This is a genomic window from Okibacterium fritillariae (assembly GCF_052783725.1).
This window is the reverse complement of the sequence record NZ_CP199917.1, coordinates 622,729-646,683: the sequence shown is the minus strand read 5'-3', so window position 1 is coordinate 646,683 and position 23,955 is coordinate 622,729. Positions and strand designations below refer to the sequence as shown.

Genomic DNA, 23,955 nt, shown 5'->3' with positions numbered 1-23,955 from the left:
TCGGAATACATCTGTATTCCCATGAGCTTGATAATAGACCCTGACGGACAGGCCCGAAAACCGAGCACACTTCAGGCCCGCCCGCGCAGCACTTTCAGAGATGCTCGCGTTAGCCTCGAGGGGCGCTCATCGCACCCTCGTTCCGCCGACCCGGGAGCCCTCATGACCCCCAAAGCCCTCTTCCGCCTCTTCGCCATCGCCGAAGCCATCACCTGGGCGCTGCTGCTCACGGGCATGTTCATCAAATACGTGCTGGATGCCGGAGGCTGGGGCGTCTCGATCGGCGGCGGCCTGCACGGCTTCGTGTTCCTCTGCTACGTGGTGGTCGTCGTCTTCGTCGGCGTAAATCAGCGTTGGAAGATCGGCACGATGCTGCTCGGGCTCGTCTCGGCGGTCATCCCGTTCGCCACCATCCCGTTCGAGATCGTGGCCGCACGCCGCGGTCTGCTCGCCGGCCCCTGGCGCCGCCATGCCAGCGACGACCCGCGCGACCACAGCTTGCCGAACCGGGCCCTGCGCCTCGTGCTCGTGCGCCCCGTGCTCGTCGCCTCGATCACGGCCGTCGGCGTCATCGTCGTCTTCGGCGCGCTGCTGATCGTCGGCCCACCCGTGGGCGGCGGCGCGAGCGCTTAACGCCGTTCAGCTGCGGCGCGTGACGCCGAGCCATCCCCACACGAGCAGCCCCGCGCCCAAACCCCAGAACGCGCTTCCGATGCCCGCGATGACGACCCCGGATGCGACGACCAGGAACGTGATCGCCGCCGGAACCCGCAGTGGCGCCTCCTCGAACGCGGCCGTGACCCCGGTCAGGAACGCGCCGATGAGGGCCAGCCCAGCCACGGTCGCGATCAGCTCGGGCGGGGCATTGCGGATGAATGCGGCGGCCGCCCCCGCGAACAGCCCGAGCACGATGTAGACCGCCGCGCTCGACAGCGACGAGACCCAGCGCTTGGAGCGGTCCGGGTGCGCGTCGGGCCCAGCCGTCATGCCCGCCGACAGCGCCACCAAATTGACGGCGTGCCCGCCGAAGGGCGCCGCGAGCAGGGATGCAGCACCCGCCCCCACGAGAACCGGCCGCGTGGGGACATCCGTGTAGCCGAACGTCTTGAGGATGGCGAAACCCGGGATGTTCTGGCTCGCCATCGTGACGATATAGAGAGGGAGGGCGACGCTGACGATGACGAGGGGGTCGAAGACGGGCACCTGCGGAAGGAGCGCGGGCAGCACGGCATCCGCGTCGTCGAAGGGGGCACCCGACGAGGCGATCACCATGCCGATGACGGCCACGACGAGCGCCGCGGGAACGGCCCAGCGCGGCGCGAGACGGTAGAGCACCAGCCACACGACGATGACGGGCACCGCGAAGGCGGGCAGCGAGACGGCCGCCGACACGGGCGCGATGCAGAGCGGGAACAGGATGCCGGCGAGCATGGCCCCGGCCAACGGCGACGGAATGCGGCCGACCAGCCGCCCGAGCGCGGGCCACAGTCCCGTGACGAGCAGCAGCACGCCGCACACGAGGAACGCGCCGACCGCGGCCTGGAACGTCGCGGCGCTGCCGTGGGCCGCAACGAGGAGCGCGGCACCCGGCGTCGACCACGCGAACGAGAGCGGCTGCCGATAACGCCACGACAGCACGGCTGCCAGGATGCCCTGCACGAGACACAGCGCCAACAGACCGGATGCCGCCTCGGCCGGCGTCGCGCCCATCGCCGTCAGGCCGGCCAACACGATCGCAAACGTGCTGGCGAAGGCGATGGCGGCCCCGACGACACCGGCGATGAGCGGTTGGATCATGCGGGCTCCCGGGTGTCGGTCATGCGGCGGCTACCCCATCGTCGCCCGAGTTTTCGCCTACTCTACCGGCGCGCGGGGATGCCTTCGGCGACGAAGCGATATGTGACTCCCCCGACGTCGCGACGAATCTCCGGTGCGCCGCGTACGAAAGAATGGACGGGCGCACCCGGCGTTCGTGTAACGGTTGCGCATCAGACTTGACGACGGGCCGCGCCCGGCCGTAAAGTCATAACGATCCCGCGGTTGAAACGATTCATCAGCGGTCCGACCTCACCGTGGAGGAAGCAAGTCAATGACGACTCCCATCGACACCGCAGAGCCGACCGGCCCGGCCGCGCTCGAATTGCGCGACGTGGGCAAGGCCTTCGGCGCCGTCGTCGCCCTGAAGTCCGCGACGCTCACCGTGCGCATGAACAGCATCCACGCCCTCGTCGGCGAGAACGGTGCCGGCAAGTCCACGCTCGTGAAGATCGTCGCCGGCCTCTACCAGCGCGACTCGGGCGAATTCCGCCTGCGTGGCGAAGACGTCGACTTCCGCTCGACCGCCGAATCCAAGGCCGCCGGCATCGCCGTCATCTACCAGGAGCCGACCCTCTTCCCCGACCTGTCGGTCACCGAGAACATCTTCATGGGCCGCCAGCCCACCAACCGTTTCGGCCGCATCGACCGCAAGGCCATGCGCACCGAGGCCCAGGGCCTGTTCGAACGCCTGGGCGTGCGCATCGACCCCGACCGCCCCGCCGAGGGCCTGTCGATCGCCGACCAGCAGATCATCGAGATCGCCAAGGCCATCTCGCTCGACGCCCGCGTGCTCATCATGGACGAACCCACCGCCGCGCTCTCGGGCGTGGAGGTCGACCGGCTCTTCGCCGTGGCCCGCAGCCTGCGTGACGAGGGCCGCGCGCTCGTCTTCATCTCGCACCGCTTCGAAGAGGTCTTCGCGCTCTGCGACATGATCACGGTCATGCGCGACGGCTCCTACATCTCGACCGACGCCATCAGCGACACGAGCGTCGACGAGATCGTGCGCCGCATGGTGGGCCGCGACGTCACCGACCTGTTCCCGAAGCAAGAGACCACCGTCGGCGACACGCTCCTCGAGGTGCGCGACCTGAACTCCGCCGGCATCTTCTCCGACATCTCGTTCGAGGTGAAAGCGGGCGAGATCGTCGGCCTGGCCGGGCTCGTGGGCGCCGGCCGCAGCGAGGTGGCCCGCGCCGTCTTCGGTGTGGATGGCTACGACTCCGGTTCGGTGACGCTGAAGGGCAAGGCCATCCCGAAGAAGAATCCGACGGCCGCCATGGCGCGGGGAATCGCGCTGGTGCCCGAAGATCGCCGCAAGCAGGGACTCGTGCTCGATTCATCCGTGTCTCACAACACGACCATGGCCATTCGCACGAAGCTGGCCAAGATGGGCCTCATCACGAACGGCGCCGAGAACCAGGCCGCCAAGGTGTGGGCATCGCGCCTCGAGGTCAAGACGGCTTCGCTCGACACACCCGTCGGCACCCTCTCGGGCGGAAACCAGCAGAAAGTCGTGCTCGGCAAGTGGCTGGCCACGCACCCCGACATCCTGATCATCGACGAGCCGACACGCGGCATCGACGTCGGCACCAAGAGCGAGGTGCACCGCCTGCTGTCGCAGCTCGCGGGCGAAGGCATGGGAATCCTCATGATCTCGTCCGAGCTGCCCGAAGTGCTCGGCATGGCCGACCGCGTGCTCGTCATGCGCGAGGGCCGCATCACCGCGCACCTCGACCGCAGCGTCGCCGACGCCGAATCCGTCATGTTCGCCGCCACCCACGCCGAGGAGCTTCAGCCGTGACATCCGTAGCCACCCCCGATACGCGGCGCACCAACGCCCCGGGCCCGAAGAAGGGCAACGCGCTCACCGCGGGCATCGGGCACTTCTTCAAGGCCCGCGAGACCAGCATCCTGATCGCCATCGTCGTGGTCGTCGTGGTCGCCACGACCAAGAACCCGTCCTTCGTGTTCTCGACCGACGGCTGGCGCGACCTGCTGCTGACGCCCTCGATCCTCGTGCTCGTGGCCGTCGGCCAGGCCATGGTGATCATCACGCGAAGCGTCGACCTGTCCGTCGGTTCGACGCTCGGCCTGACCGCCTACCTGACCGGCCGCCTGTTCATCGACGTTCCGGGCATCCCGATCATCGTCGTCTTCGTCGCCGGCGTCGCCTTCGGCGCGTTCCTCGGCCTGATCAACGGCGCACTCGTGGCCTTCGCCAAGGTGCCCGCGCTCGTGATCACGCTGGGCACGCTTTACGCCTACCGCGGCATCAACGTGCTGTGGGCGGGCAGCGACCGCATCAACGCCTCCGACCTGCCGAAGCCGTTCCTGGCCCTCGGAACCGGATCGATCCTCAGCATTCCGCTGCTCACCATCCTGGCGCTCATCGTGCTCGTCATCGCCGCCTGGTACATGCGCAACACACGTGGCGGTCGCGAGTTCTACGCCATCGGCAGCGATCCGGATGCCGCCAAGCTCTACGGCCTGCGCGTGACCCGTCGCATCCTGCTCGCGTTCGTGGCCTCGGGCGCCCTCGCCGGACTCGCGGGCGTGCTCTACGCGGCCCGCTACGGCACCGTCAACTCGCAGGCCGGCTCGGGCTGGGAGCTCGATGCGGTCGGCGCGGCGGTCATCGGTGGCGTCGCCATCTTCGGCGGCTCGGGCACCGTCTGGGGCGCGGCCCTCGGCGCCGTGCTGCTACTCACCATCAACCGGGCCCTGCCCATCATCGGGGTGCCCGACTTCTGGCAGCGCGCCGTGGTCGGCGTGCTCATCATCGGCGCGATCGTGCTCGACCGCCTGCTCTCACTCCGACAATCCCGCAAACTCCTCGAGGCGAGGGACGACACCGATGTCTGATTCCACGAAGACCACCGTGACCCCCGAGTCACTGAACCCGTCCGGGCGCGCGGATGCTCAGGCATCCGTTCGCACCTACCGCGCCTACGGCACACCCCTGTGGCGACGCATCCTGCTGACCCGCGAGATGGCCATCATCGCCCTGCTGCTCGTCGTGATCGTCGTCGCGATCTCGACCGTGCGCGGCTTCGACCGGCCCATCACGATCACCTACCTGCTGCTCGACGTGGCGCCCATCCTGCTGATCGCGCTGCCGATGACCCTCGTCATCATCACGGGCGAGATCGACCTGTCGGTGGCCTCGATCGTGGGCCTGTCGAGCGTGCTGCTCGGAACCCTGACGCAGGCCGGCTGGCCGCTCGAGGCCGCGGCGCTCTTCGCCCTCGTGGCGGGCGCCCTGGGCGGAGCGCTCAACGGCTTCCTCATCACGGTCGTGGGGCTGCCATCGCTCGCCGTCACGATCGGCACGCTCGCGCTCTATCGCGGCCTGGCGGTCGGCCTGCTCGGCACGACGGCCGTCACCGACTGGCCCGAGTTCTGGACCGACCTCGCCAAAGACAAGATCGGCGACTCCCCGTTCCCCGTCATCATGATCCCGTTCGTGCTGCTGGCGATCGTCTTCATCGTGCTGCTGCACTTCACGCCCTTCGGCCGCGGCATCTTCGCAATCGGCCTGAACGACGAGGCCGCCTCGTTCTCGGGCGTCAACGTGGCCCGCACCAAGTTCATCCTGTTCGTGCTCACGGGCGTCGTGTCGGCCTTCGCGGGCATCTACTTCACGCTGCGTTTCGGCAGCGCTCGCGGTGACAACGCCACGGGCCTCGAGTTGCAGGTCATCGCGGCCGTGCTGCTCGGCGGCGTCTCGATCTTCGGTGGCCGTGGCGCCATGCACGGCGTGATCGCCGGTGTGCTGTTGATCGGTGTGCTGGCCTCGGCCCTGCGCCTCGCCAACGTCACGTCGGATGTCATCAACATCATCACCGGAGTGCTGCTCGTGCTCTCGGTGGTGTCCGCAAGCTTCCTCGCCTGGCTGTCCAAGAAGCGGCAGCGACCCGGCGGGAGAAAACGAGGAGCAGTCTCCGCGGCCCAGGCGTAGGCGCACCTTTTTGTCGATGCACTCACATCGACCCACCCCATTGAAAGGAAGAACAAGGATGTTGTTTCACACACGTAACTCGGGTGCAGCCCGGGTCAGCGCGATCGCCGCACTCGCGGTGAGCGTCGCCCTCGTCGCCACCGCCTGTTCGGGTGGTTCGACGGGTGGCTCCGGCGGCGGCGGCGAGGGTGGGGGCGGCGACGTCACCGTGACCTTCCTGCCGAAGAACCTCGGTAACCCCTACTTCGACACCAGCTCCAAGGGCGGCAAGGCCGCCGTCGAGGAATTCGGCGGCACCTTCCAGGAGGTCGGCCCCTCTGAGGCGACCCCCGACGCCCAGGTCAGCTACATCAACACCGCCACGCAGCAGGCCGTCTCGGCGCTCGTCGTCTCGGCGAACGACCCGAAGGCCATCTGCGACGCCCTCAACGAGGCCCGCGACGCCGACGTCAAGGTCGTCACGTTCGACTCCGACACCAACACCGACTGCCGCGACATCTTCATCAACCAGGCCAGCGCCGAGGGCATCGCCAAGGCCCAGGTCGACCTGATCACGGAGCAGATCGGCGACTCGGGCGAGATCGCCATCCTGTCGGCCGCCGCCAACGCGACCAACCAGAACGCCTGGATCGAACTGATGAAGGAAGACCTGGCCGCGAACCACCCGAACGTGAAGCTCGTCGACACCGTCTATGGCGACGACGACGACCAGACCTCGTTCGACAAGACGGCCGCGCTGCTGCAGAGCCACCCGAACCTGAAGGGCATCGTCTCGCCCACCACGGTCGGCATCGCTGCCGCCGCGCGCTACCTGCAGACCTCTGAATACAAGGGCAAGGTCGCTGTGACCGGCCTCGGCACGCCGAACCAGATGCGCGACTTCGTCGAGGATGGCACCGTCACGGCCTTCGCGCTGTGGAACCCCGAAGACCTCGGCTACCTGGCCGCCTTCGCCGCCGACGCGCTCGTCAAGGGTGACATCACGGGCAAGGCGGGCGACAAGTTCGAGGCAGGCAAGCTCGGCTCGTTCGAGGTCGCCGAAGACGGCGTCGTGCTGTTGGGCGACCCGACGGTCTTCAACAAGGAGAACATCGGGGACTTCGACTTCTAAGTCGTCGACCCGCTCACGTCTGGCCGGCAGAGGTGGTCTGCCGGCCAGACGTCTTCACCGCCCCTCGTGCGGTACGATTGAAACGATTCAAGAACGGGTGGATGTCTGCATCCCCCGCTTCGACACATTCGGCTGTCGCCCCCGAGACGAGCCACAAGCAGTAGAGAGAAGCACATGACAACCTCGTTCGAAACCGTGGCACCGCTGCTCGCGCAACAGGCCATCGAGCTCCCCTCCTGGGCGTTCGGCAACTCGGGCACCCGCTTCCGCGTCTTCGGCTCGCCCGGCACCGCCCGCGACCCCTACGAGAAGATCGCGGACGCCGCCAAGGTGCACGAGCTCACGGGCCTCGCCCCCACCGTCGCCCTCCACATCCCGTGGGACGTCGTCGACGACTTCGGCCAGCTGCGCGAATACGCCAACGGCCTGGGCGTCGAACTCGGAACGGTCAACAGCAACACGTTCCAGGACGACGACTACAAGCTCGGCTCGGTCACCCACTCCGACCCCGTCATCCGCCAGAAGGCCATCGACCACCACCTGCGCTGCATCGACATCATGCACCAGACCGGTTCGCGCGACCTGAAGATCTGGCTCGCCGACGGCACCAACTACCCGGGCCAGGATGACATCCGCGCTCGTCAGGACCGCCTCGCCGACTCGCTGCAGCAGATCTATGCGGGCCTCGGCGACGACCAGCGCCTCGTGCTCGAGTACAAGTTCTTCGAGCCCGCGTTCTATCACACCGACGTTCCCGACTGGGGCACGTCCTATGCCCACACGGTCGCGCTCGGCGACAAAGCGCTCGTGTGCCTCGACACCGGCCACCACGCGCCCGGCACCAACATCGAGTTCATCGTCGCGCAGCTGCTGCGCCTCGGAAAGCTCGGCTCGTTCGACTTCAACTCGCGCTTCTACGCCGACGACGACCTGATCGTGGGTGCGGCCGACCCGTTCCAGCTGTTCCGCATCCTCGCCGAGGTCATCCGCGGCGGCGGTTTCGGACCCGACTCGGGCGTGGCGTTCATGCTCGACCAGTGCCACAACATCGAGCAGAAGATCCCCGGCCAGATGCGTTCGGTGCTGAACGTGCAAGAGATGACGGCCCGCGCGTTGCTCATCGACCGCGACGCCCTGTCGGCGGCCCAGGCGGCGGGCGATGTGCTCGGTGCCCACGGCATTCTGATGGACGCCTTCTACCGCGACGTGCGCCCCGACCTCGCCGCGTGGCGCGAGTCGCGCGGGCTGCCGGCCGACCCGATGGCCGCCTATGCGGCGTCGGGTCACCAGGAGAAGATCGCGGCCGAGCGCGTCGGCGGCGCACAGGCCAGCTGGGGCGCTTAGTCCCTGAGCCGCATACACGAGAAGGGGCGAGCCGCGATAGCTCGCCCCTTCTGTGCATTGTCGCGGGGAAACGCTGTGCGCTGCCGCGAGGCGACGCTGTGCGCTGCCGCGAGTCGACACTGTGCGTTACCGCGAGCCGACGAGCCCGAGCGCGCTGACGCCCGAGCCGCACTCCGCCTGGGCGGTTACTGGTCGCCGATCTTCTTGTCGGCGGCGTCGCGCGCGCCCTCGATCTTGTCGGCGTGCTTGCCGCCCGTGACCTTGTTCGCCACATCGGCCACGCCGCCGAGGATCTTGTCGCTGATCTCTTCGGCCTTCTCACCCTTGAGGGCGTCTTGCACCTTGTCGCTCTTCAGAAACTCCTGAGCCTTTTTAGTAACGTCGTCGAAACCAGCCATCGGTCTACCCTCTTCCTGAATCACGTGAGGTGGCCGACGCACCGTCGACCACTCCCCCAGCTTTCCGTGAAAGCTCGCGACGGCGCAACGGGGTCGGATGCCGCGGCCCCCCGTGTCAGCACACTCGCAGCTAGAATCGGAGCGCGCATGAAACGATTCAGGTTCACGCCATCCGACTCGATGAGGAGACGCCCGATGACCACGACCGACACCGAACGCGTGTGCTTCCAACTGCAGGTCAAACCCGAGCGCATCGCCGAATACACGAGGCGCCACGCCGCCATCTGGCCCGATATGGCCGCCGCGCTGAAGGCCACGGGCTGGAACAACTACTCGCTCTTCCTCAGGCCAGACGGGTTGCTGATCGGGTACTTCGAGACCCCCTCGCTCGAGGCTGCGCAGGCCGGCATGGCCGCCACCGAGGTCAACGCGCGCTGGCAGGCCGAGATGGGCGAGTTCTTCGTCGACCTCGACGGCGTGTCGCCCGACGAGGGGTTCCTGCGCCTGACCGAGGTCTTCCACCTCGAGGATCAGTTGCCCGCCGCGGACTAGGAAGCTCGGTCGCACGTGGCCGCGACGTCGCCCGCGCACATCCTCGCGACATCGCCGGCGCCAGCGCTCGCCCCCTTACGCGCTGGCGACATCCGGGCTACGCGTGCGCGTTGATCGCCCGGACCGACTCGGCGTAGCGCCCCTCGACCTCGGCGAAGCGCAGGAACTTCACGCGCTCGACCAAGATCTCGGTGGCGTCGGGCTGCGACTCGATCAGGCCCATGACCTCGTCGGCGAACTCGTCGAGCGGCATGAAGTTCTCGTCGGTCGAGTTGCCCGCCATGAGTTCGGTCTGCACGGCCGGCGGCACCAGCTCGACGACCCGCACCGAGGTGTCGGCCAGCTGCAGGCGAATGGTCTCGGAGAACTGGTGGATGAACGCCTTCGTGCCGTTGTAGGTGGGCGTGAAGGCGAGCGGCAGATGCGCGAGACCCGACGACACGGTCATGAGGGTGGCAGCCGGACGGGTCTGCAGGTGCTCGATGAACGCGGCCACGAGACGCAACGGTCCGTTGATGTTGGTATCGACGATGCGCTCGGCACCCTCGAGGAACGAGCTCGAACGCACGTCGTCGGCGGCCATGATGCCCGCCATGGCGACGAGCACGTTGAGGTCGGCGTGACGCGTCAGCACCTCGTCGCGGGCGGCCAGCACGGAGACCGGGTCGGTCGTGTCGAGGGTGACGGTGTCGAAGCCGTGGCGGGCGGCGAGGTCGGCGAGGACATCCGTGCGTCGACCGCCGATGATGACCGTGTTGCCCGCGGCCTGGAAGCGGAGGGCGAGGGCCAGGCCGATGCCCGAGGTCGCGCCGGGAATGAAGATGGTGTTGTCGGTGATGTTCATGACTCGATTCTGCGCCGGTCGCCGACTGCCAGGCAGAGAGCGGATGTCGTAGGACTGCCGGTCCCTGTATATTCGCCGTCGCGCGCGCGAAGATGGCCTCATGGACCGCACCGCACTCGCCGACTTCCTGCGCTCGCGCCGCGCGAAGCTGCGCCCCGAGGACGTCGGGCTGTCGACCGGCCCGCGCCGTCGCGTGGAGGGCCGGCGCCGGGACGAGGTGGCGGCGGTCACGGGCATGTCCACCGACTACTACGTCAGGCTGGAGCAGGCGCGGGGGCCGCAGCCATCCCAGCAGATGTTGGCGGCGCTGGCACGAGGGCTGCGACTCAGCACCGACGAACGCGACTACCTGTTTCGGATGGCCGGGCACAGCGCCCCCGCCCGCACACCGCTCGACACCCACGTGTCACCCGCGCTCCTGCGCGTGCTCGACCGTCTCGAGGGCACGCCCGCGCTCATCCTGTCGAGCCTCGGTGAGACGCTGGCGCAGAATCGTTTCGGCGCCGCGCTGCTCGGCGATCACTCGCGGCTGACCGGTTTCGCGCGCAGCAGCGTGTACCGCTGGTTCACCGACCCGCACGAGCGCGACATCTACCCCGCCGAGGATCAGGATCGTCAGAGCCGGGCGCAGGTGTCGAGTCTGCGCGTGGCCTACGGGGCCGCGGGTCCGCACTCTCGGGCGGCGGCGCTGCTCGCCGAGTTGCAGCGAATCAGCCCCGAATTCGTCGAGGTGTGGGAGCGGCACGACGTGGCCGCGCGCTTCAGCGACCACAAGACGCTGCTGCATCCCGAGGTCGGCGCCATCGAGCTCGACTGTCAGGCGCTCTTCACCGAAGACCAGAGCCAGACGCTGCTGACCCTCACGGCCGCCCCCCGATCGGATGCCGCGCAGAAGCTCGAGCTGCTCGCGGTGCTCGGGCAGCAGAGCTTCGCGCCGCAGGGGTAGCGCGTAGAACCGCTGGACCGGTAGACCGGTACCGACCGGCGGCTGATGGGTTGGGCGCCAGGGATCCCGCCCTTGCGGACGCACATAGCTAAAATGTACAATTTAGCTATGAACACGATTCCGGCCACCGTCGCGCGTCAGCGCTGGGCACAGACTCTCGACGAAGCTCGTCGCGAGCCCGTTACGATCACGCAGCACGGCCGCGGAACCGTAGTCATCCTTGACGCTGACATGGCGTTGCGAGCCCTGGCGGCCCTCGAAGACGCAGAAGACGCGGCCGCGGCCGAAGCAGCACGGGCCGAGACCGAGGCCGGTGCACCCACGACCTCGCTGGCAGACCTTGCCGCAGAGCTCGGCATTGAGCTCCGCTGACCGCCACGAGGTCAGGCTGTCGGCGCGGGCCGCGAAGTCGGTCCGCAAGCTCGACGGTGTTGCCCAGCGAAAGATCCTGCTCGCACTGTCGCTCCTCGAGACGACTCCCCGACCGCCGACCGCCCTCGCTTTGAGCGGGCACCCGGGTTTGCTCCGCGTGCGAGTCGGCGATTATCGAATCATCTACTCCATCGAGGACGACATCCTGGTTGTGCACGTCCTCGAAGTCGGGCACCGGCGCGAGATCTATCGGGCACTGTGACCGGGCGGTGGCGTCATCCCGGCCGATTAGTGCTCCTCGTGGCCGACACCGTGGAGAGGCCCCTTCGGGCGATAGGCAGGCATCTCGGATTGAGCCCAATTTGCCAGAAGTTGTAGCCGCTCTTCGGAGACGGATCCTTGCTCTGCGGAGAACACGAGCATCTGCAGCCCTCGGTCAGCAGCAAGGTCCATCCCCTGGTAAGTCAGATCGAGATCTCCGACGATCGGATGGTGGACACTTTTCGACCCTGAGCGATGTTCACGCACGTCGTGAGCCCCCCACAGCTTTCGGAAGAGGTCACTCTGTGTGGAAAGTTCCCCGACGAGGTCGCTGAGCTGCCGGTCGTAAGGTGAGCGTCCCGCCTCGGCTCGAAGAATGGCGACGATCTGTCGAGTGTTGCCCTCCCAGTCTTGGTAGAAGGTCTGAGCTTGAGGGTCAAGGAACACAAACCGTGCAGCGTTTGCCGGGAGACGAGTCGTCTCCAACATCACCGAGAAGAGAGCTCTGCCGAGCCGGTTGGCGGCGACAAAATCGAGGCGGCCGTTCTGCACGAATACGGGAACTGTCGACATGGCGTCGATCGTCTGCTGCATTCCCTGGGTGAGGTTTTGTTTGGGCGCAACTTTCCTGCGCTGCGGACGGGCGCCGGCGTTTGCGCTGCGCACCAGGTCATACAGATGCGCGTGCTCCGCCGGATCCAACTGCAGCGCGCGGCTCACACCGTCGAGCACAGCCTCGGATACACCCGTCGCGTTCCCACGCTCTAGACGCTTGTAATACTCTGCGCTCATCCCCGCGAGGAGAGCAACCTCTTCCCGTCGAAGCCCTGGAACTCGTCGGCGCCCACCGAAGTCGGGAATCCCTGCCTGCGCCGGAGTGAGACGGGCTCGGCGTGAGGTGAGGAATTCGCTCAACTCTTCGTGTGTATCCATGCGTTCGAAATTACCCCGACCTCAGGACGGGTGGGGGTCCCTACCGATACACCTATCGTTGGGGCCACGCACAACCCGTCATTACCGCGTTGACTCTAAGCATCGGCCACCCGAAGCGGCTCGGCTGAGCGCGCCACCCAACACGACCACTGACGAAAGCGACAGCAGAATGAAGAATGCACATCTGGGAAGCCTCGACGTCTCCCGCATCGGACTCGGTGCCATGACGATGGCGGGCACCTACACAACCGGCGGCGGTCTCGATGATGATGAATCGATTCGAACCATCCACCGAGCTCTTGACCTCGGAGTCACCCACATCGACACCGCTGAGGTGTATGGCCCCTTCCACAGCGAAGAGGTGGTTGGCCGCGCGATTGCTGGACGCCGGGACCAGGTCCGGATCGCCACGAAGTTTGGTCTCATCTCCCATGGAAACGGGGACGGTCGCAGCATCGACAGCAGCGCACACAATGTGAAGGCCGCAGTCGAGGGATCTCTGCGCCGCCTCGGAACCGAGTACGTCGACCTCTACTACCAGCACCGTGTCGACAAGAGCACACCGATTGAAGAGACCGCCGGTGCAGTTGCAGATCTGATTGCTGAAGGAAAAGTTCTGCACTTTGGGCTCTCCGAAGCCTCCCCAGAGACCATTCGACGTGCCCACGCCGTGCAACCGGTGTCGGCATTGCAGACGGAATACTCGCTGTGGACGCGCGATGTGGAAGACGAGATTCTGCCACTCCTCCGCGAGCTCGGTATCGGCTTCGTTCCCTACTCTCCGCTTGGCCACGGACTTCTCACCGGCCAGCTCCGTTCGGCCGCGGACATCCCTGATGGTGATTGGCGGAAAACGAACCCACGTTTCACTTCGGAGAACTTCGAACGAAACCTCCGAATCGTGGACGAAGTGACAGCGATCGGCAAAGAAGTCGGTGCAACGCCCGCACAGACCGCGTTGGCCTGGATCTTGACCCGGGGCGACGACATCGCCCCGATCCCCGGCACTCGCCGAGTGGCCCGCGTCGAAGAGAACACCGCCGCAGACAAGATCCGACTCACCGACGAACACATCGACAGGCTCACGGCCCTGGAACCTCCCGCCGGCGCCCGCCACGACGAAGTAAACATGGCCTCTATCGATCGCTAGGCGTCTCTCGCGCGTCTCGCTCCCTGCCATCTTCTCGCTCCTTGGCGCAGGCCGACCCGGACGGAGAAAGAACCCGTCGCACGACGGATGACCGTGCGCGGGTGGGCTGGCATCATGGGGTGATGATCGACGTGACGCGGGCCGAGGTTTCGATCGACGGCGTGGGGCTGCTCGCCCCGACCTCGATGAGCGTGGGGCGCGGCGAGATCGTGGCCCTGCGCGGCCCGAACGGTGCCGGCAAGACGACGGCGCTGCGGCTCATCGTGGGGCAGACGACGCCCTCGGCCGGAACGGTCACGGTGTCGGGCCGGGCGCCTCGCCCGCGCGACCACGACTTTCGCGCCCAGGTTGCCGGGATGATCGGATTGCCCCCGTTTGCGCGCGACCTGACGCTTCTCGAGCAGGCCACCCTCATCGGGATCACCTGGGGGCTGCCGACCGATGCCGCCCGCAGCGCTGCCCTGAGCGTGCTCGACGAACTCGGGATGTCGCGGCTCGTCGACCGCTTCCCCCACGAACTCTCGTCGGGGCAGACGCAGCTGGCGGGGCTCGCCCTCACCCTCGTGCGCCCGGCCGCCATCGTCGTGCTCGACGAACCCGAGCAGAGACTCGACGACGAACGGCTCGGCCGCGTCATCTCCGTACTGCGGCAACGGGCCGATGCCGGCGGCACCGTGGTGTTCGCCACACACAGCGACCGTCTGGTGGCCGACCTCGGCGCCCGCACCGTGGTGCTGCGGGAAGCCGCCTGATGACGGACACGACCGGGGCCTCCTCCTCGACGCGGGCATCAGCGACAGTTCTGCGCGACCTGCGTCGAACCGTGCGCGAGGCACGTCGCCGGCCGACCGCCGACACCTCCTACGCGGTCTATCTCGCGCTGCTGATCGTGCTCGTCGCCGTCGTGCCGGTCGTGCGCGCCGGCTGGCTGTTCGTCACCGATCCGGTCAACGCGGTGGCACTGACATCCGCCGCAACGGTGCCGGTCATCGCGGGTGTCGTCGGCCTCGTCTGGGCCGCGGCTGTGATCGCCGGGCGCCTGCGCGGGCCCGTCGTCTTCACGCCGTTCCTCGCCCACGCCCTCACGACCAGCCCGGTGCCGCAGCGTCGCGCGTTCGGGAGGCAGACCTGGATGTCGGTCGCCGCGCTCTCGGTGGCCGGCGCGCTCTGCGGGGCCACTCTCGCTGCCGCCTCAGCCGCCGCCTCAGCCGCCGCCTCGGCCGCCGCTTCAGCTGTCGCCTCTCCCTCGGCTGCCGCCCTCGCCGCGGCATCGTCCGTGTCCGTCGCCACCCCGGAGATCGCTCTCGGGGTCGCCCTCGCGGCTAGCGTCGGCGCGGCCTGCGGCATCGTGGCGGCTCTCCTCTGGCTGGTCGGCCAAGCCGTGCCGCCCCGCTGGTCGGCACTCGCGATCGGCGTTCTCGCCGCGCTGTCGACCGCCGCGTTCGGCGCGCAGGCGTGGGGCTTTTCGTTCGGCCCCACTCTGGCCACCAGCACCCTCGCGGGTCTCGCCGCGGTCGGAGCGCATCCTCTTGCCGCGCCCGGCGCCCTCCTCGCCGCGCTGACCCTGCTCGCCGTCGTGCCCCTCTTGCTGTCGGTCCTCGAACCGCGGGTCGTGCTCGGGCAGTCTCTGCGGTGGGAGGCCGTGCGGTTGCACACGTCGACACTCGAGCTGTCCGCATCCGTTGCCACCTATCAGAGTGTGCCGAGGGCGGGGCGGCGGCGGTTCGCGATCGGGGGTCGTGCGCGCTCCCTGCCCGCCATCATCGTGCGGCGGGATGCCGTCGCGGCCCTGCGCACACCCGGGCGCCTCGCGATCGGCGTGCTCGTGCTGCTCGCCTGCGGAGCCCTCGTCGCCGGCGCCGCGGCCGTGGCCCCACCGGCCTGGATGCTCGGAGCCATCGCCGGTGTCGCCGCCTATGCCGCGGCCGGCCCCCTCAGCGACGGCCTGCGGCACGCCGTCGAAGCCGCCTCGGCCCTCCCCCTCTATGGAACGAGCGACAGCGCGCTGCTGCTCCTGCACACGCTGTTTCCCGCGCTGGCGGTCGGGCTCGTCGTCGCGACCGGCGCCGTGCTGGTGACCCTATTCTGGCCACCGGCCGCGGCGCTGCCCCTGGCATCGATCGCCTCGGCCGTCATCGTGGCGATCGGGTCCGTCATGCTGCGACTCATGAACGCGTTGAAACCGCCCCTTCCCCTTGCCCTTCTCACGCCGATTCCGACGCCCGCCGGCGACGCCGCCGCCCTCAACCGGGTGATCTGGGCGCTCGACGGCGTGATCCTCGCCGGACTGCTGGGAGCGGCGGTCACGATCACCGCGACGAGCGTCCTCGCACCCCTGGGCGTCGTCGCCGTGGCGGGTCTCATTGCGCGACGCCGCTGGGCGCTGCGTTAGGCCGGACCGTCCGCACCCGTCCACGCCCGTCCCACGCGCACATAGTGGAGCCGCGCAGCCTCGACGGCGCGGAGGTCGACGCTCTCGTCGACCGTGTGCACGACCGCGGGGTCGCCCGGCCCCCAGACCACGACGGGTGTGCCCGCAGGCAGAGTGCGGACGAGCACCGAGGCGTCGGTGAAGTACGACGCGGGGCGCTCTGAGACGGGGGCGCCGAGACCGCGCACCCACGGATCATCCACGGAGGTCCAGACGGGGGCCAGATCGAGAACGGTGTCGACGGCCGAGACCTCGGGCTGCGACATCCACCAATCGGTCAGGCGTGCGCCCTCGTCGTCGATGACCCGGTGGTCGATGTCGAGCACGCAGCGGTCGGGCACGATGTTCGGCACGGATCCGCCCGCGATGGTGCCCACGTTCATCGACTCGCAGCCGAGTTGTGGATGCCACAGCAACGGCAACTCGCTCACCCGCCCGATCACGGCCGCGGCCTTCTCGATGGCGTTGACGCCGAGCCCCGGAGTGCTGCCGTGGGCCGCGCGCCCGGACGTCGTCACCCGCAGCCAGAGCGCTCCGCGATGCCCGAGCACCACCTCGTTGGCGGTCGACTCGGGCACGATGACGGCACCGATCGGATGCCCGCGCAGCAGTTCGGCGACCGACGCGGCGCCCCGGCATCCAACCTCTTCACCCGTTGAGACGGCGAGCGCGACGGGGCGCCCCTCGCGCAGGAGCTCGACGACCGCGACGAGTGCGGCAGCGAGCCCCGACTTCATGTCGGAGGAGCCGCGGCCGAACAGACGACCGGAGGCGATGTGGGCGCCGAACGGGTCGTGGCTCCAGGCGGAGGGGTCTTCCACCGGCACCACGTCGATATGCGCCGAGAAGAGGAGGAGCGGGGCGGGTGTTTCGGGCCGCGTCGATGGCACGACGACGACGGCGTCCGGTGTGCCGTCGGGCCCGTAGCCGATCGAGACGACACCGGTCTCGCCGCATTCTCGTCGCAGTACCTCGGCGACCAAGAGCAGGGCGTCGGCCTCGCCGGGCGATCCGGACGTCGAGTCGATGCGCACGAGGTCCACGAGCAGATCGCGCGTGGCAACCTCGCCCGCCGAACCCCCGCCGCCTCGGCCCGCGTCGGTCATTGGGTGCCCGCGCGCCCCACCACATCGGCGGCCGCGGCCGTCGCCGCGCGCATGGCCTCCTCGGCGCCGTCGCCCCGCGCGAGGGCGTAGGCGAGCGTGCCGCAGTAGGCATCGCCCGCGCCCGTCGTGTCCACGACGTCGATTCCGGATGCGGAGGGCACGAACACGCCGTTCCACTCCGAGCCATCCGACCCCCGCGTGACGAGCACCGAGGTCAACCCGTCGTAGCGCGCGGCGAGCTCGACGGCCTCGTGTTCGTTGACGACGACCGGTTCGGCGCGGCGCACCACCTCGGCGGGCAGGTCGACGACGGGCGACAGGTTCAGCACGAACCGCGCGCCGGCGCGCTCGGCCAGTTCCGAGGCCCGCGTGACGACGTCGAGCGGCACCTCGAGCGTGATGACGACGACGTCGTCGGGAGTGAGCTGCTCGAGCGCCTCCAGATCGTCGACACCGAGACGCGCGTTAGCACCCGACGACACGATGATGGTGTTCTCGCCCGCGGCACTCACCGCGATGACGGCCGAACCCGTCGGCACGCCGGGCGTCTCGGCGAGGGGCGCGACATCCACACCGAGCTCGGCGAGCCGCTCGCGGTAGGCGCGACCGGGCGCATCGGCGCCCACTCGGCCCACGAAGACGACCCCCGCGGCAGAGCCCGGGGCCGACGAGCGTGATGCGCGAGCCGCGCGCGCCGCCGCGACCGCCTGATTCGCGCCCTTGCCGCCCCAGAACGTCTGCGCGTCGCCGCCCAGCACGGTCTCGCCGGGCGCGGGGTGCCGCTGAACCGCGATCACCGAGTCGACGTTGAGCGATCCGACGACGACGAGCCGACCCACGCCGCTACTTCCCGGCCAACCAGGTCACGGCCTGCTGCCACATGGTGGTGAAGCCATCCCAGTCGGTGAATTCCTCGGGCGCCCAGTGCGGGCCGATGTCGCTGGCATAGGCCAGGGTGCGGCCCGACCCGACGCCGTCGACCACGAGCAGGGGCGCCTCATCGTCGAAGGCCGCGAGCACCTCGGCCGACGCGGTCGGAACGAAACGCTGGTAGCCGAGCAGCGGCGGGAACGAGGCATCCACCCCGGCCGTGATGGCGTGCGACCCGGTGAGGTGCGCCGTGACACCCTCGGGCGATTCTTCGCGGTCGTCACCCGTTTCGAGCGTGACCGGCAGCACCTCGGCGAGCGGCGTGCCCCGGTAGTTGGCCTTGGCCTCGATGCCCTGGAAGGACATATAGCCGCCCACCATGCCGAGCCCGCCGCCCGCGCGCACCCAGTCGCGCAGCACAGCCAAGCGGTTGGTCGTCTTCTGCCCCTTGATGAAGGTCTGCGCGGGCAGCAGGAACGTGTTGGCCCCGATGTCCGAGAGCAGCACGACGTCATAGCTGCTCAGCTCGTCGAGAGTCCAGGGAAACTCCTTGGCTGCGACGTGGCAGGGCATATAGGTGACGTCGAAGCCGCCGGCGTCGAGCGCCCCGAGCAGCGCCGCGCCGCCCTCTTCGTAGTCGACCGTGGTGAACGAGTCGAAGCCTTTCGTGTGGATGGAGGTGACCGACCAGCTTTCACCGGCAACGAGGACGCGTGTCATGATGTACCTGATTTCTTGTCGTACGGGTGTGCGTGAAGGGTGAGCGTGGGTCTCAGCCGCACAGGTCGGCGATGGTGATGGCGAACACCTTGGTGGCGGCCGCGAGATCCTTTTCATAGATGTGCTCGTCGGCCTGGTGGGCGATGCCCATGTGTCCCGGTCCGAAGTTGATGGTGGGGCTGCCCGAGTCGATCATGAGGCCCATGTCGGTGTGCGACATGCAGCCCTGCAGCTCGCTGTCGAGGCCCACCTCGAGGGCGGCCTTGAGCGTCTGCGTGACGACGGGTTCGGTGTCGGCCGTCTCGCCGCAGTCGGCGTCGACGAGCCAGTTGATGGTGGGCGGGTGCTCGTCGAACCACTGGTCGCCCGTGACGAAACCGGTGAAGAGGTCTTCGAGTTCCTTCTTCACGATGCTGCCGAGGCCGTTGGCATCCTTCTGCACCGGCAGGTACTGCGCGTTGAACGTGATCTTGCACGACGACGCGTAGGTGGTGGGGAACTCCCCGGCGTCGAGCTGCGCGACCTTGATCTGGCACGGGATGGGGATGTACTTGTGGTTCTTGATAGGGTCGACGGCCCACTCGGCGTTGCGCTCGGAGATGGCGTTCAACAGGCGCTGACCGTAGTCGATGGCGTCGACGGCGCCGTCCTCCTGCCAGGGCCGGCGCTCGAGCTCGATGTGGCCGGCGCGGCCGTGCAGCGTGACCTCACCCCACAGGATGCCGCGACACAGGGGCGCGATGTTGAGATTCGTCGCCTCGGGCACGATGGTGCCGGCGGTGGCGATGTAGCCGCGGTCGACGAGCGCCAGAGTGCCCATGCCGCCCGCCTCCTCGTCGGCGACGGAAGCGACGATGAGGTCGCCCTGCAGCTGCACGCCGGCCTGCTTGAGCGCCGCGATCGCGCCGAGGGCGGCGGCCATGCCACCCTTCATGTCGACGGCGCCGCGGCCGAAGATCTTGCCGTCCTTGCGCTCGCCGCCGAACGGGTCCTCGGTCCAGAGGCTGCCCACGCTGACCACGTCGCAGTGGCCCTGGATCATGAGGGCGGGGGCATCCGGGTTGGTGCCCTTGAAGCGGGCGACCACATTGGGGCGGCCCGTGAAGTCGCGGCCGGGGTAGTAGCCGGGGCCGTCTGCGCGGTGCGCGAGGTCGTCGGCGTTGGGCTCCCACACGTCGATCTCGTCGGCGCCGAGCTCGCGCAGCAGGCGTTCGAAGACATCCTGAACGGCCTGTTCGCCCGAGATCTCGGCGGGGTCGCCGAACCAGGGGTTCACGCTCGGGGCCCGCAGCAGTTCCTGCAGCAGTTCGACGGTCTGTTCGGTGCCGGCGTCGACGGCGGCGAGGATGCGGTCGGTGTTCTCTGACATGGGTTTCCTTATCTGTGGTTCGACGAACGAGGAGTCGTGCAAAAAGGGGGATGCTTCAGAGCGCCGTCTCGCGCACGGCACCGCGCGACCGCACCAGCATCGAGACGATGAGCACGAGGCCCAGCAGACCGATCTGGTAGGTGCTGCCGATGCCCGCGAGCTGCATGCCCGAGTTGAGGATGGCGACGAGGATGAGCGCCAGGAACGTGCCGGACAGCTTGCCCACACCGCCCGTGATGGCCGTGCCGCCGAGCACCGCGATGGTGATGGCCTGCAGTTCGAAACCCGAGCCGGCGGCCGGTCGGGCGTTCAGCAGCCACGAGGCCGTGACGATGGCTCCGACGGCGGCGAGCGTGGACGCGATCATGTAGAGGCTGATGCGCACGCGGCGCACGTTGACGCCGGCGAGGGCTGCGGCATCCGCGTTGGAACCGGTGGCATAGACCTGGCGGCCGAAGACCGTGCGGTGCATGACGAAGGCGCCGACGATGAAGAGCGGCAGCAGCACGAGCAGCACCTGGAACGGGATGCCCGCCACCGACGTCTGGCCGATGGTCGAGAAGCCGTCGCGGTCGAACCCGTTGATGTCGACGCCGTTGGACAGCACCATGGCGGCCGAGGCATAGAGGTAGAGCGTGCCGAGCGTGACGATGAGCGGCGGCAGGCGCAGCAGCGTGATGAAGAGCCCGTTGATCAGGCCGAGCACGGCGCCGACCGCGAGCGTGAGGAGCGCCGCGAGCCAGGGGCTCATGCCGCCTCCCACCGACAACAGCCCGAAAGTGACCGAGCACAGCGACAGCGTCGAACCGATCGACAGGTCGATGCCGCCGCCACCGCCCAGGATGACGAGCGTCTGGCCGAGCGCCAGCACACCGATCACGGCCGAGTACTGCAGCAGCGTGAGCAGGTTGGCGGTGTTGAGGAAGTAGGGCGAGATGAGGCTCATGGCGATGAACGCCACGACGATGAGCGCGAGGAGCACGACACGGCGGTCCTTCGCGAGCCCCGCCAGGCCGCCCGTGGGCTTCAGGCCCGAGCCGGGTGTGCGTTCGGGGGCGCGACGGCGCGTGTCGGGGCGCGTGGGGGCGGATGCCGCACCCGCTCCGGTCTGGACGTCTGACATCAGAGGCTCCTCTTCTTTCGCGCGTTGATGATGACGGCGAGCCCGTTGATCGAGACGGCCACCAGGATGACGAAGCCGACGATGAGGCCGTTCCAGAGCGACGGCACGCCGGCCAGCACGATGCCGTTGTCGAGCACCACGATGAACACGACGCCGCCGAGGGTGCGCAGAACCGAACCCTCGCCGCCGAGGATCGACGTGCCCCCGACCACCACCGAGGCGATGGCGAGCATGGTGAGCTCGCCGCCCGACGAGGCCTGCACGACGCCCACGCGGGCGAGATAGGTGCACGCGGCAACACCGATGAGCAGGCCGAGGATGACCGAGCCGATCACCCGCACGCGCCGCACGTTGATGCCCGAGAGCTTGGCGGCCTCGACGTTCGAGCCGATCGCGTAGATCGACCGGCCGAACGTCGTCTGCGTGAGCACGAGGTGCAGCACCAGGTAGACGGCCAGCACGATGAGCACGAGGATGGGCAGCTCGCCGAGCCGCGCGCCACCCGACAGGAACGGGAACACGGGGGTCGAGAAGATGTCGCGGCTGTTCCACAGGGCGAAGAGGCCCGTCTGGAACAGGGCGCTCGTGCCGAGCGTGGCGACGATCGAGGGGATGGCGAGTCGGGCCGTGAGCATGCCGTTCAGCAATCCGACGACCGCTCCCCCGGCGAGCGCCGCGAGGAACACGACGATGGGGGGCTGCCCGGCCGCCATGAGCGAGGCGACGACCCACGACAGCATGCCCACCGCGAAACCGGTCGAGACGTCGATGCCGCCCATCAGGATCACGAGCGTCAGGCCCGCCGCGATGAGCGCCAGGTCGGCCGCGTTCACGGCCACGTTGGTGAGGTTCTGCGGCGTCAGGAAAAACGGCGACAGCAGCGAGAACGCGACGAATTCGACCACGAGCAGAGCGGGCAGCAGCCACACCTGCACGAGGTGCACGACGCGATAGAGCGAGAGGCCGGGGCCACCCGTGGGGGTGGTCGGCGCGGGCGGGGGCGTCGAGGCCCCGCGGCCCGGTGAGTCGGTGAGGGTGGTCACGCTGCGGCTCCCGTCGCTGCTCGGAGAATGGCGGTCTCGGTGATCTCGCTGCCCACGGCGCTCCACGTGAGGCGGCCCTCGTGCAGCACGTGCACGGTGTCGCTCAGTTCGAGCAGCTCGGCCATCTCGCTCGAGATGAGGAGAACGGCGATGCCGGTGGCGGCGAGTTCGCGGATGCGGCGGTGGATCTCCCGCTTGGTGCCCACGTCGATGCCGCGCGTGGGTTCGTCGAGGATCAGAAGCCGAGGGTTCGTCGCCATGAGGCGCGCGAGCAGAACCTTCTGCTGGTTGCCGCCCGACAACGACGTGATCGGGGATGCGGGGGTCTCGGCCTTGATCGACAGCCGATCCATCCACGTCGCCACCAGATCGCGCTCGCCCGCGGTGCTCACGAACCCGGCGCGACTGACGCCCCGGAGCGCGGCCGCCGACAGGTTGTCGCCCACGCTGAGGTGCGGGAAGATGCCCTGCGTCTTGCGGTCCTCGGGCAGATAGGCGATGCCCTGCTCGAGCGCCGTGCGGCTGGAGTGCGGGCGGTAGGGCTTGCCCTGGAACGCGATGGTGCCGGCGTCGATGGGCAGTTCGCCGCAGATGGCCAGCGCCAGCTCGCTGCGGCCGGCGCCCACGAGACCGTAGAGGCCCGTGATCTGGCCAGGTCGCACGGCGAAGCTGATGTCGCGGAAGATGCCCTCCGAGCTGAGCGCGTCGACGACGAGCACGGGCGCGGATGTCGCAGCTGCGGCATCCGCAACACCCGAGCCGGTCAGCACACCGCCCTCGCCTTCGGTCCCGCCCTCGCCCTCGGCAATCGCCGACGGCACTGCGTCTTCCGCCGCCACCAGCCCGCCGTCGGCGCCCACCGTCACGGACGACACCGAACCCATCATGCGCAGCAGCCCCTCGCGGTCGGGGTCGTCGGTCTCGCCCGAGTTCTGCCCGTCGCGCAGCACCACGAACCGGTCGGCGACGCGTTCGAGCTCGTCGAAGCGGTGGGTGATGTAACAGACGGCCGTGCCCGCCGCCGACAACTGGTCGACCAGCTGGAAGAGCCGCTCGGATTCGGTGTCGGTGAGGATCGACGTGGGTTCGTCGAGGATGAGCACGCGCGCCTCGTTGGCGACGGCCCGGGCGATGAGCACCTGCTGCTGGTCGGCCAGCGACAGGTCGCCCATGCGACGCTTCAGCAGACGCGTGGGCAGCTGCAGGCGGGCGAGCAGCTCGCCCGCCTCGCGGCCCATGGACTTCTTGTCGAGCCAGCCGAGAGCACGCGTCGTCTGCCGGCCCATGAACAGGTTCTCGAGCACCGTGAGGTGGGAGAACCCGGACGGTTCCTGGTAGACGGTGGACACTCCCGCACGGATCGCATCGGTCGGGGTGGCCGGGGCGTAGGCGTCGCCGCCGAGCGTCAGGCTGCCGGCATCCGGTGTGTAGACCCCGGCGATCAGCTTCATGAGCGTCGACTTGCCCGCGCCGTTCTCGCCCATGATGGCGACCCGTTCACCGGCGTGGATGTCGAAGTCCACGTCGGTGAGCGCTTTCGTCGCGCCGAAGCGTTTCGTCAGGCCCCTGGCCGTGAGGAGTGGTGTGCTCTGCATGGTTCTCG

General features: G+C 68.5%; 24 protein-coding genes. 13 read left to right on the top strand and 11 right to left on the bottom strand.

The annotated features are described in order from the left end of the window. The first annotated feature begins 162 nt into the window (after positions 1 to 162). Positions 163 to 633, top strand: coding sequence for a DUF3817 domain-containing protein (locus tag ACUWEX_RS03115; protein WP_445997092.1), 471 nt, complete (start codon positions 163 to 165; stop codon positions 631 to 633). A 6-nt stretch (positions 634 to 639) separates the two neighbouring features. Here ACUWEX_RS03115 and ACUWEX_RS03110 read toward each other — a convergent pair whose 3' ends face one another. Next, positions 640 to 1,797 (bottom strand): benzoate/H(+) symporter BenE family transporter, encoded by a 1,158-nt coding sequence (locus tag ACUWEX_RS03110; protein WP_445997091.1) that lies wholly within the window; start codon positions 1,795 to 1,797, stop codon positions 640 to 642. Positions 1,798 to 2,089: 292 nt separating this feature from the next. Here ACUWEX_RS03110 and ACUWEX_RS03105 point away from each other — a divergent pair, with 292 nt between their 5' ends. From ACUWEX_RS03105 to rhaI, 5 genes are all read left to right on the top strand, one after another. Further along, on the top strand, positions 2,090 to 3,622 hold the full coding sequence (locus ACUWEX_RS03105) for a sugar ABC transporter ATP-binding protein (protein WP_445997090.1): 1,533 nt from the start codon (positions 2,090 to 2,092) through the stop codon (positions 3,620 to 3,622). Beyond that, positions 3,619 to 4,683, top strand: a complete 1,065-nt coding sequence (locus ACUWEX_RS03100; protein WP_407668724.1) for an ABC transporter permease — start codon at positions 3,619 to 3,621, stop codon at positions 4,681 to 4,683. The genes ACUWEX_RS03105 and ACUWEX_RS03100 overlap by 4 nt, the downstream gene beginning before the upstream one ends. After that, complete coding sequence (locus tag ACUWEX_RS03095) at positions 4,676 to 5,779, top strand: ABC transporter permease (RefSeq protein WP_445997089.1); 1,104 nt, start codon at positions 4,676 to 4,678, stop codon at positions 5,777 to 5,779. The genes ACUWEX_RS03100 and ACUWEX_RS03095 overlap by 8 nt, the downstream gene beginning before the upstream one ends. Before the next feature lie 58 nt (positions 5,780 to 5,837). Then, on the top strand, positions 5,838 to 6,890 hold the full coding sequence (gene rhaS, locus ACUWEX_RS03090) for a rhamnose ABC transporter substrate-binding protein (protein WP_079726807.1): 1,053 nt from the start codon (positions 5,838 to 5,840) through the stop codon (positions 6,888 to 6,890). Positions 6,891 to 7,064: 174 nt separating this feature from the next. Continuing rightward, on the top strand, positions 7,065 to 8,234 hold the full coding sequence (gene rhaI, locus ACUWEX_RS03085; RefSeq protein WP_079726806.1) for an L-rhamnose isomerase: 1,170 nt from the start codon (positions 7,065 to 7,067) through the stop codon (positions 8,232 to 8,234). A gap of 185 nt (positions 8,235 to 8,419) precedes the next feature. On the opposite strand, the gene ACUWEX_RS03080 is transcribed toward rhaI, so the two are convergent. Beyond that, entirely contained in the window at positions 8,420 to 8,632 is a 213-nt protein-coding gene (locus ACUWEX_RS03080) for an Rv0909 family putative TA system antitoxin (protein ID WP_079726805.1), read from the bottom strand. A 195-nt stretch (positions 8,633 to 8,827) separates the two neighbouring features. On the opposite strand from ACUWEX_RS03080, the gene ACUWEX_RS03075 reads away from it, so the two are divergent. Continuing rightward, positions 8,828 to 9,184 (top strand): L-rhamnose mutarotase, encoded by a 357-nt coding sequence (locus ACUWEX_RS03075; RefSeq protein WP_079726804.1) that lies wholly within the window; start codon positions 8,828 to 8,830, stop codon positions 9,182 to 9,184. Between the two features lie 97 nt (positions 9,185 to 9,281). Here ACUWEX_RS03075 and ACUWEX_RS03070 read toward each other — a convergent pair whose 3' ends face one another. After that, entirely contained in the window at positions 9,282 to 10,028 is a 747-nt protein-coding gene (locus ACUWEX_RS03070; RefSeq protein ID WP_445997088.1) for an SDR family oxidoreductase, read from the bottom strand. 100 nt (positions 10,029 to 10,128) lie between these two features. On the opposite strand from ACUWEX_RS03070, the gene ACUWEX_RS03065 reads away from it, so the two are divergent. From ACUWEX_RS03065 to ACUWEX_RS03055, 3 genes are all read left to right on the top strand, one after another. Beyond that, positions 10,129 to 10,974 carry a helix-turn-helix transcriptional regulator gene (locus ACUWEX_RS03065; protein ID WP_445997087.1) on the top strand — a complete coding sequence of 282 codons (846 nt, stop codon included), beginning with the start codon at positions 10,129 to 10,131 and terminating at the stop codon, positions 10,972 to 10,974. 108 nt (positions 10,975 to 11,082) lie between these two features. Beyond that, positions 11,083 to 11,346: a type II toxin-antitoxin system prevent-host-death family antitoxin gene (locus ACUWEX_RS03060; protein ID WP_159449479.1), complete on the top strand. Its 264-nt coding sequence runs from the start codon at positions 11,083 to 11,085 to the stop codon at positions 11,344 to 11,346. Beyond that, positions 11,333 to 11,608 carry a type II toxin-antitoxin system RelE family toxin gene (locus ACUWEX_RS03055; RefSeq protein ID WP_200811474.1) on the top strand — a complete coding sequence of 92 codons (276 nt, stop codon included), beginning with the start codon at positions 11,333 to 11,335 and terminating at the stop codon, positions 11,606 to 11,608. Before ACUWEX_RS03060 ends, ACUWEX_RS03055 begins: the two co-directional genes overlap by 14 nt. 26 nt (positions 11,609 to 11,634) lie before the next feature. On the opposite strand, the gene ACUWEX_RS03050 is transcribed toward ACUWEX_RS03055, so the two are convergent. After that, positions 11,635 to 12,540 carry a helix-turn-helix transcriptional regulator gene (locus ACUWEX_RS03050; protein ID WP_079726800.1) on the bottom strand — a complete coding sequence of 302 codons (906 nt, stop codon included), beginning with the start codon at positions 12,538 to 12,540 and terminating at the stop codon, positions 11,635 to 11,637. A gap of 169 nt (positions 12,541 to 12,709) precedes the next feature. Here ACUWEX_RS03050 and ACUWEX_RS03045 point away from each other — a divergent pair, with 169 nt between their 5' ends. From ACUWEX_RS03045 to ACUWEX_RS03035, 3 genes are all read left to right on the top strand, one after another. Then, a complete protein-coding gene (locus ACUWEX_RS03045; RefSeq protein WP_079726799.1) occupies positions 12,710 to 13,690 on the top strand; it encodes an aldo/keto reductase in 981 nt (326 codons plus the stop codon). 122 nt (positions 13,691 to 13,812) lie between these two features. Continuing rightward, positions 13,813 to 14,442: an ABC transporter ATP-binding protein gene (locus ACUWEX_RS03040; RefSeq protein ID WP_445997086.1), complete on the top strand. Its 630-nt coding sequence runs from the start codon at positions 13,813 to 13,815 to the stop codon at positions 14,440 to 14,442. Next, a complete protein-coding gene (locus ACUWEX_RS03035) occupies positions 14,442 to 16,082 on the top strand; it encodes a hypothetical protein (protein WP_445997085.1) in 1,641 nt (546 codons plus the stop codon). Before ACUWEX_RS03040 ends, ACUWEX_RS03035 begins: the two co-directional genes overlap by 1 nt. On the opposite strand, the gene ACUWEX_RS03030 is transcribed toward ACUWEX_RS03035, so the two are convergent. The 7 genes from ACUWEX_RS03030 to ACUWEX_RS03000 are packed head-to-tail and all read right to left on the bottom strand — an operon-like array spanning position 16,079 to position 23,947. Then, positions 16,079 to 17,227, bottom strand: a complete 1,149-nt coding sequence (locus tag ACUWEX_RS03030; protein ID WP_445997084.1) for a M20 family metallopeptidase — start codon at positions 17,225 to 17,227, stop codon at positions 16,079 to 16,081. The two genes, ACUWEX_RS03035 and ACUWEX_RS03030, sit on opposite strands and share 4 nt — an antisense overlap. Further along, positions 17,224 to 18,066: a ribokinase gene (locus ACUWEX_RS03025; protein ID WP_445997083.1), complete on the bottom strand. Its 843-nt coding sequence runs from the start codon at positions 18,064 to 18,066 to the stop codon at positions 17,224 to 17,226. The genes ACUWEX_RS03030 and ACUWEX_RS03025 overlap by 4 nt, the downstream gene beginning before the upstream one ends. 4 nt (positions 18,067 to 18,070) lie before the next feature. Continuing rightward, positions 18,071 to 18,817 carry a glutamine amidotransferase gene (locus ACUWEX_RS03020; protein ID WP_079726794.1) on the bottom strand — a complete coding sequence of 249 codons (747 nt, stop codon included), beginning with the start codon at positions 18,815 to 18,817 and terminating at the stop codon, positions 18,071 to 18,073. A gap of 52 nt (positions 18,818 to 18,869) precedes the next feature. After that, positions 18,870 to 20,186: an ArgE/DapE family deacylase gene (locus ACUWEX_RS03015; protein WP_445997082.1), complete on the bottom strand. Its 1,317-nt coding sequence runs from the start codon at positions 20,184 to 20,186 to the stop codon at positions 18,870 to 18,872. 55 nt (positions 20,187 to 20,241) lie between these two features. Further along, on the bottom strand, positions 20,242 to 21,309 hold the full coding sequence (locus ACUWEX_RS03010; protein ID WP_079726792.1) for an ABC transporter permease: 1,068 nt from the start codon (positions 21,307 to 21,309) through the stop codon (positions 20,242 to 20,244). Then, positions 21,309 to 22,352 (bottom strand): ABC transporter permease, encoded by a 1,044-nt coding sequence (locus ACUWEX_RS03005; protein WP_445997081.1) that lies wholly within the window; start codon positions 22,350 to 22,352, stop codon positions 21,309 to 21,311. Before ACUWEX_RS03005 ends, ACUWEX_RS03010 begins: the two co-directional genes overlap by 1 nt. After that, positions 22,349 to 23,947 carry a sugar ABC transporter ATP-binding protein gene (locus tag ACUWEX_RS03000; protein ID WP_445997080.1) on the bottom strand — a complete coding sequence of 533 codons (1,599 nt, stop codon included), beginning with the start codon at positions 23,945 to 23,947 and terminating at the stop codon, positions 22,349 to 22,351. The genes ACUWEX_RS03005 and ACUWEX_RS03000 overlap by 4 nt, the downstream gene beginning before the upstream one ends. Positions 23,948 to 23,955: the final 8 nt, after the last annotated feature.

Excerpts from the sequence above, each read along its gene's own strand:
- ACUWEX_RS03115 (WP_445997092.1), top strand. The coding sequence starts at position 163 with ATGACCCCCAAAGCCCTCTTCCGCCTCTTCGCCATCGCCGAAGCCATC.
- ACUWEX_RS03110 (WP_445997091.1), bottom strand. The coding sequence starts at position 1,797 with ATGATCCAACCGCTCATCGCCGGTGTCGTCGGGGCCGCCATCGCCTTC.
- ACUWEX_RS03105 (WP_445997090.1), top strand. The coding sequence starts at position 2,090 with ATGACGACTCCCATCGACACCGCAGAGCCGACCGGCCCGGCCGCGCTC.
- ACUWEX_RS03095 (WP_445997089.1), top strand. The coding sequence starts at position 4,676 with ATGTCTGATTCCACGAAGACCACCGTGACCCCCGAGTCACTGAACCCG.
- rhaS (WP_079726807.1), top strand. The coding sequence starts at position 5,838 with ATGTTGTTTCACACACGTAACTCGGGTGCAGCCCGGGTCAGCGCGATC.
- rhaI (WP_079726806.1), top strand. The coding sequence starts at position 7,065 with ATGACAACCTCGTTCGAAACCGTGGCACCGCTGCTCGCGCAACAGGCC.
- ACUWEX_RS03080 (WP_079726805.1), bottom strand. The coding sequence starts at position 8,632 with ATGGCTGGTTTCGACGACGTTACTAAAAAGGCTCAGGAGTTTCTGAAG.
- ACUWEX_RS03075 (WP_079726804.1), top strand. The coding sequence starts at position 8,828 with ATGACCACGACCGACACCGAACGCGTGTGCTTCCAACTGCAGGTCAAA.
- ACUWEX_RS03070 (WP_445997088.1), bottom strand. The coding sequence starts at position 10,028 with ATGAACATCACCGACAACACCATCTTCATTCCCGGCGCGACCTCGGGC.
- ACUWEX_RS03065 (WP_445997087.1), top strand. The coding sequence starts at position 10,129 with ATGGACCGCACCGCACTCGCCGACTTCCTGCGCTCGCGCCGCGCGAAG.
- ACUWEX_RS03060 (WP_159449479.1), top strand. The coding sequence starts at position 11,083 with ATGAACACGATTCCGGCCACCGTCGCGCGTCAGCGCTGGGCACAGACT.
- ACUWEX_RS03050 (WP_079726800.1), bottom strand. The coding sequence starts at position 12,540 with ATGGATACACACGAAGAGTTGAGCGAATTCCTCACCTCACGCCGAGCC.
- ACUWEX_RS03045 (WP_079726799.1), top strand. The coding sequence starts at position 12,710 with ATGAAGAATGCACATCTGGGAAGCCTCGACGTCTCCCGCATCGGACTC.
- ACUWEX_RS03040 (WP_445997086.1), top strand. The coding sequence starts at position 13,813 with ATGATCGACGTGACGCGGGCCGAGGTTTCGATCGACGGCGTGGGGCTG.
- ACUWEX_RS03035 (WP_445997085.1), top strand. The coding sequence starts at position 14,442 with ATGACGGACACGACCGGGGCCTCCTCCTCGACGCGGGCATCAGCGACA.
- ACUWEX_RS03030 (WP_445997084.1), bottom strand. The coding sequence starts at position 17,227 with ATGACCGACGCGGGCCGAGGCGGCGGGGGTTCGGCGGGCGAGGTTGCC.
- ACUWEX_RS03020 (WP_079726794.1), bottom strand. The coding sequence starts at position 18,817 with ATGACACGCGTCCTCGTTGCCGGTGAAAGCTGGTCGGTCACCTCCATC.
- ACUWEX_RS03015 (WP_445997082.1), bottom strand. The coding sequence starts at position 20,186 with ATGTCAGAGAACACCGACCGCATCCTCGCCGCCGTCGACGCCGGCACC.
- ACUWEX_RS03010 (WP_079726792.1), bottom strand. The coding sequence starts at position 21,309 with ATGTCAGACGTCCAGACCGGAGCGGGTGCGGCATCCGCCCCCACGCGC.
- ACUWEX_RS03000 (WP_445997080.1), bottom strand. The coding sequence starts at position 23,947 with ATGCAGAGCACACCACTCCTCACGGCCAGGGGCCTGACGAAACGCTTC.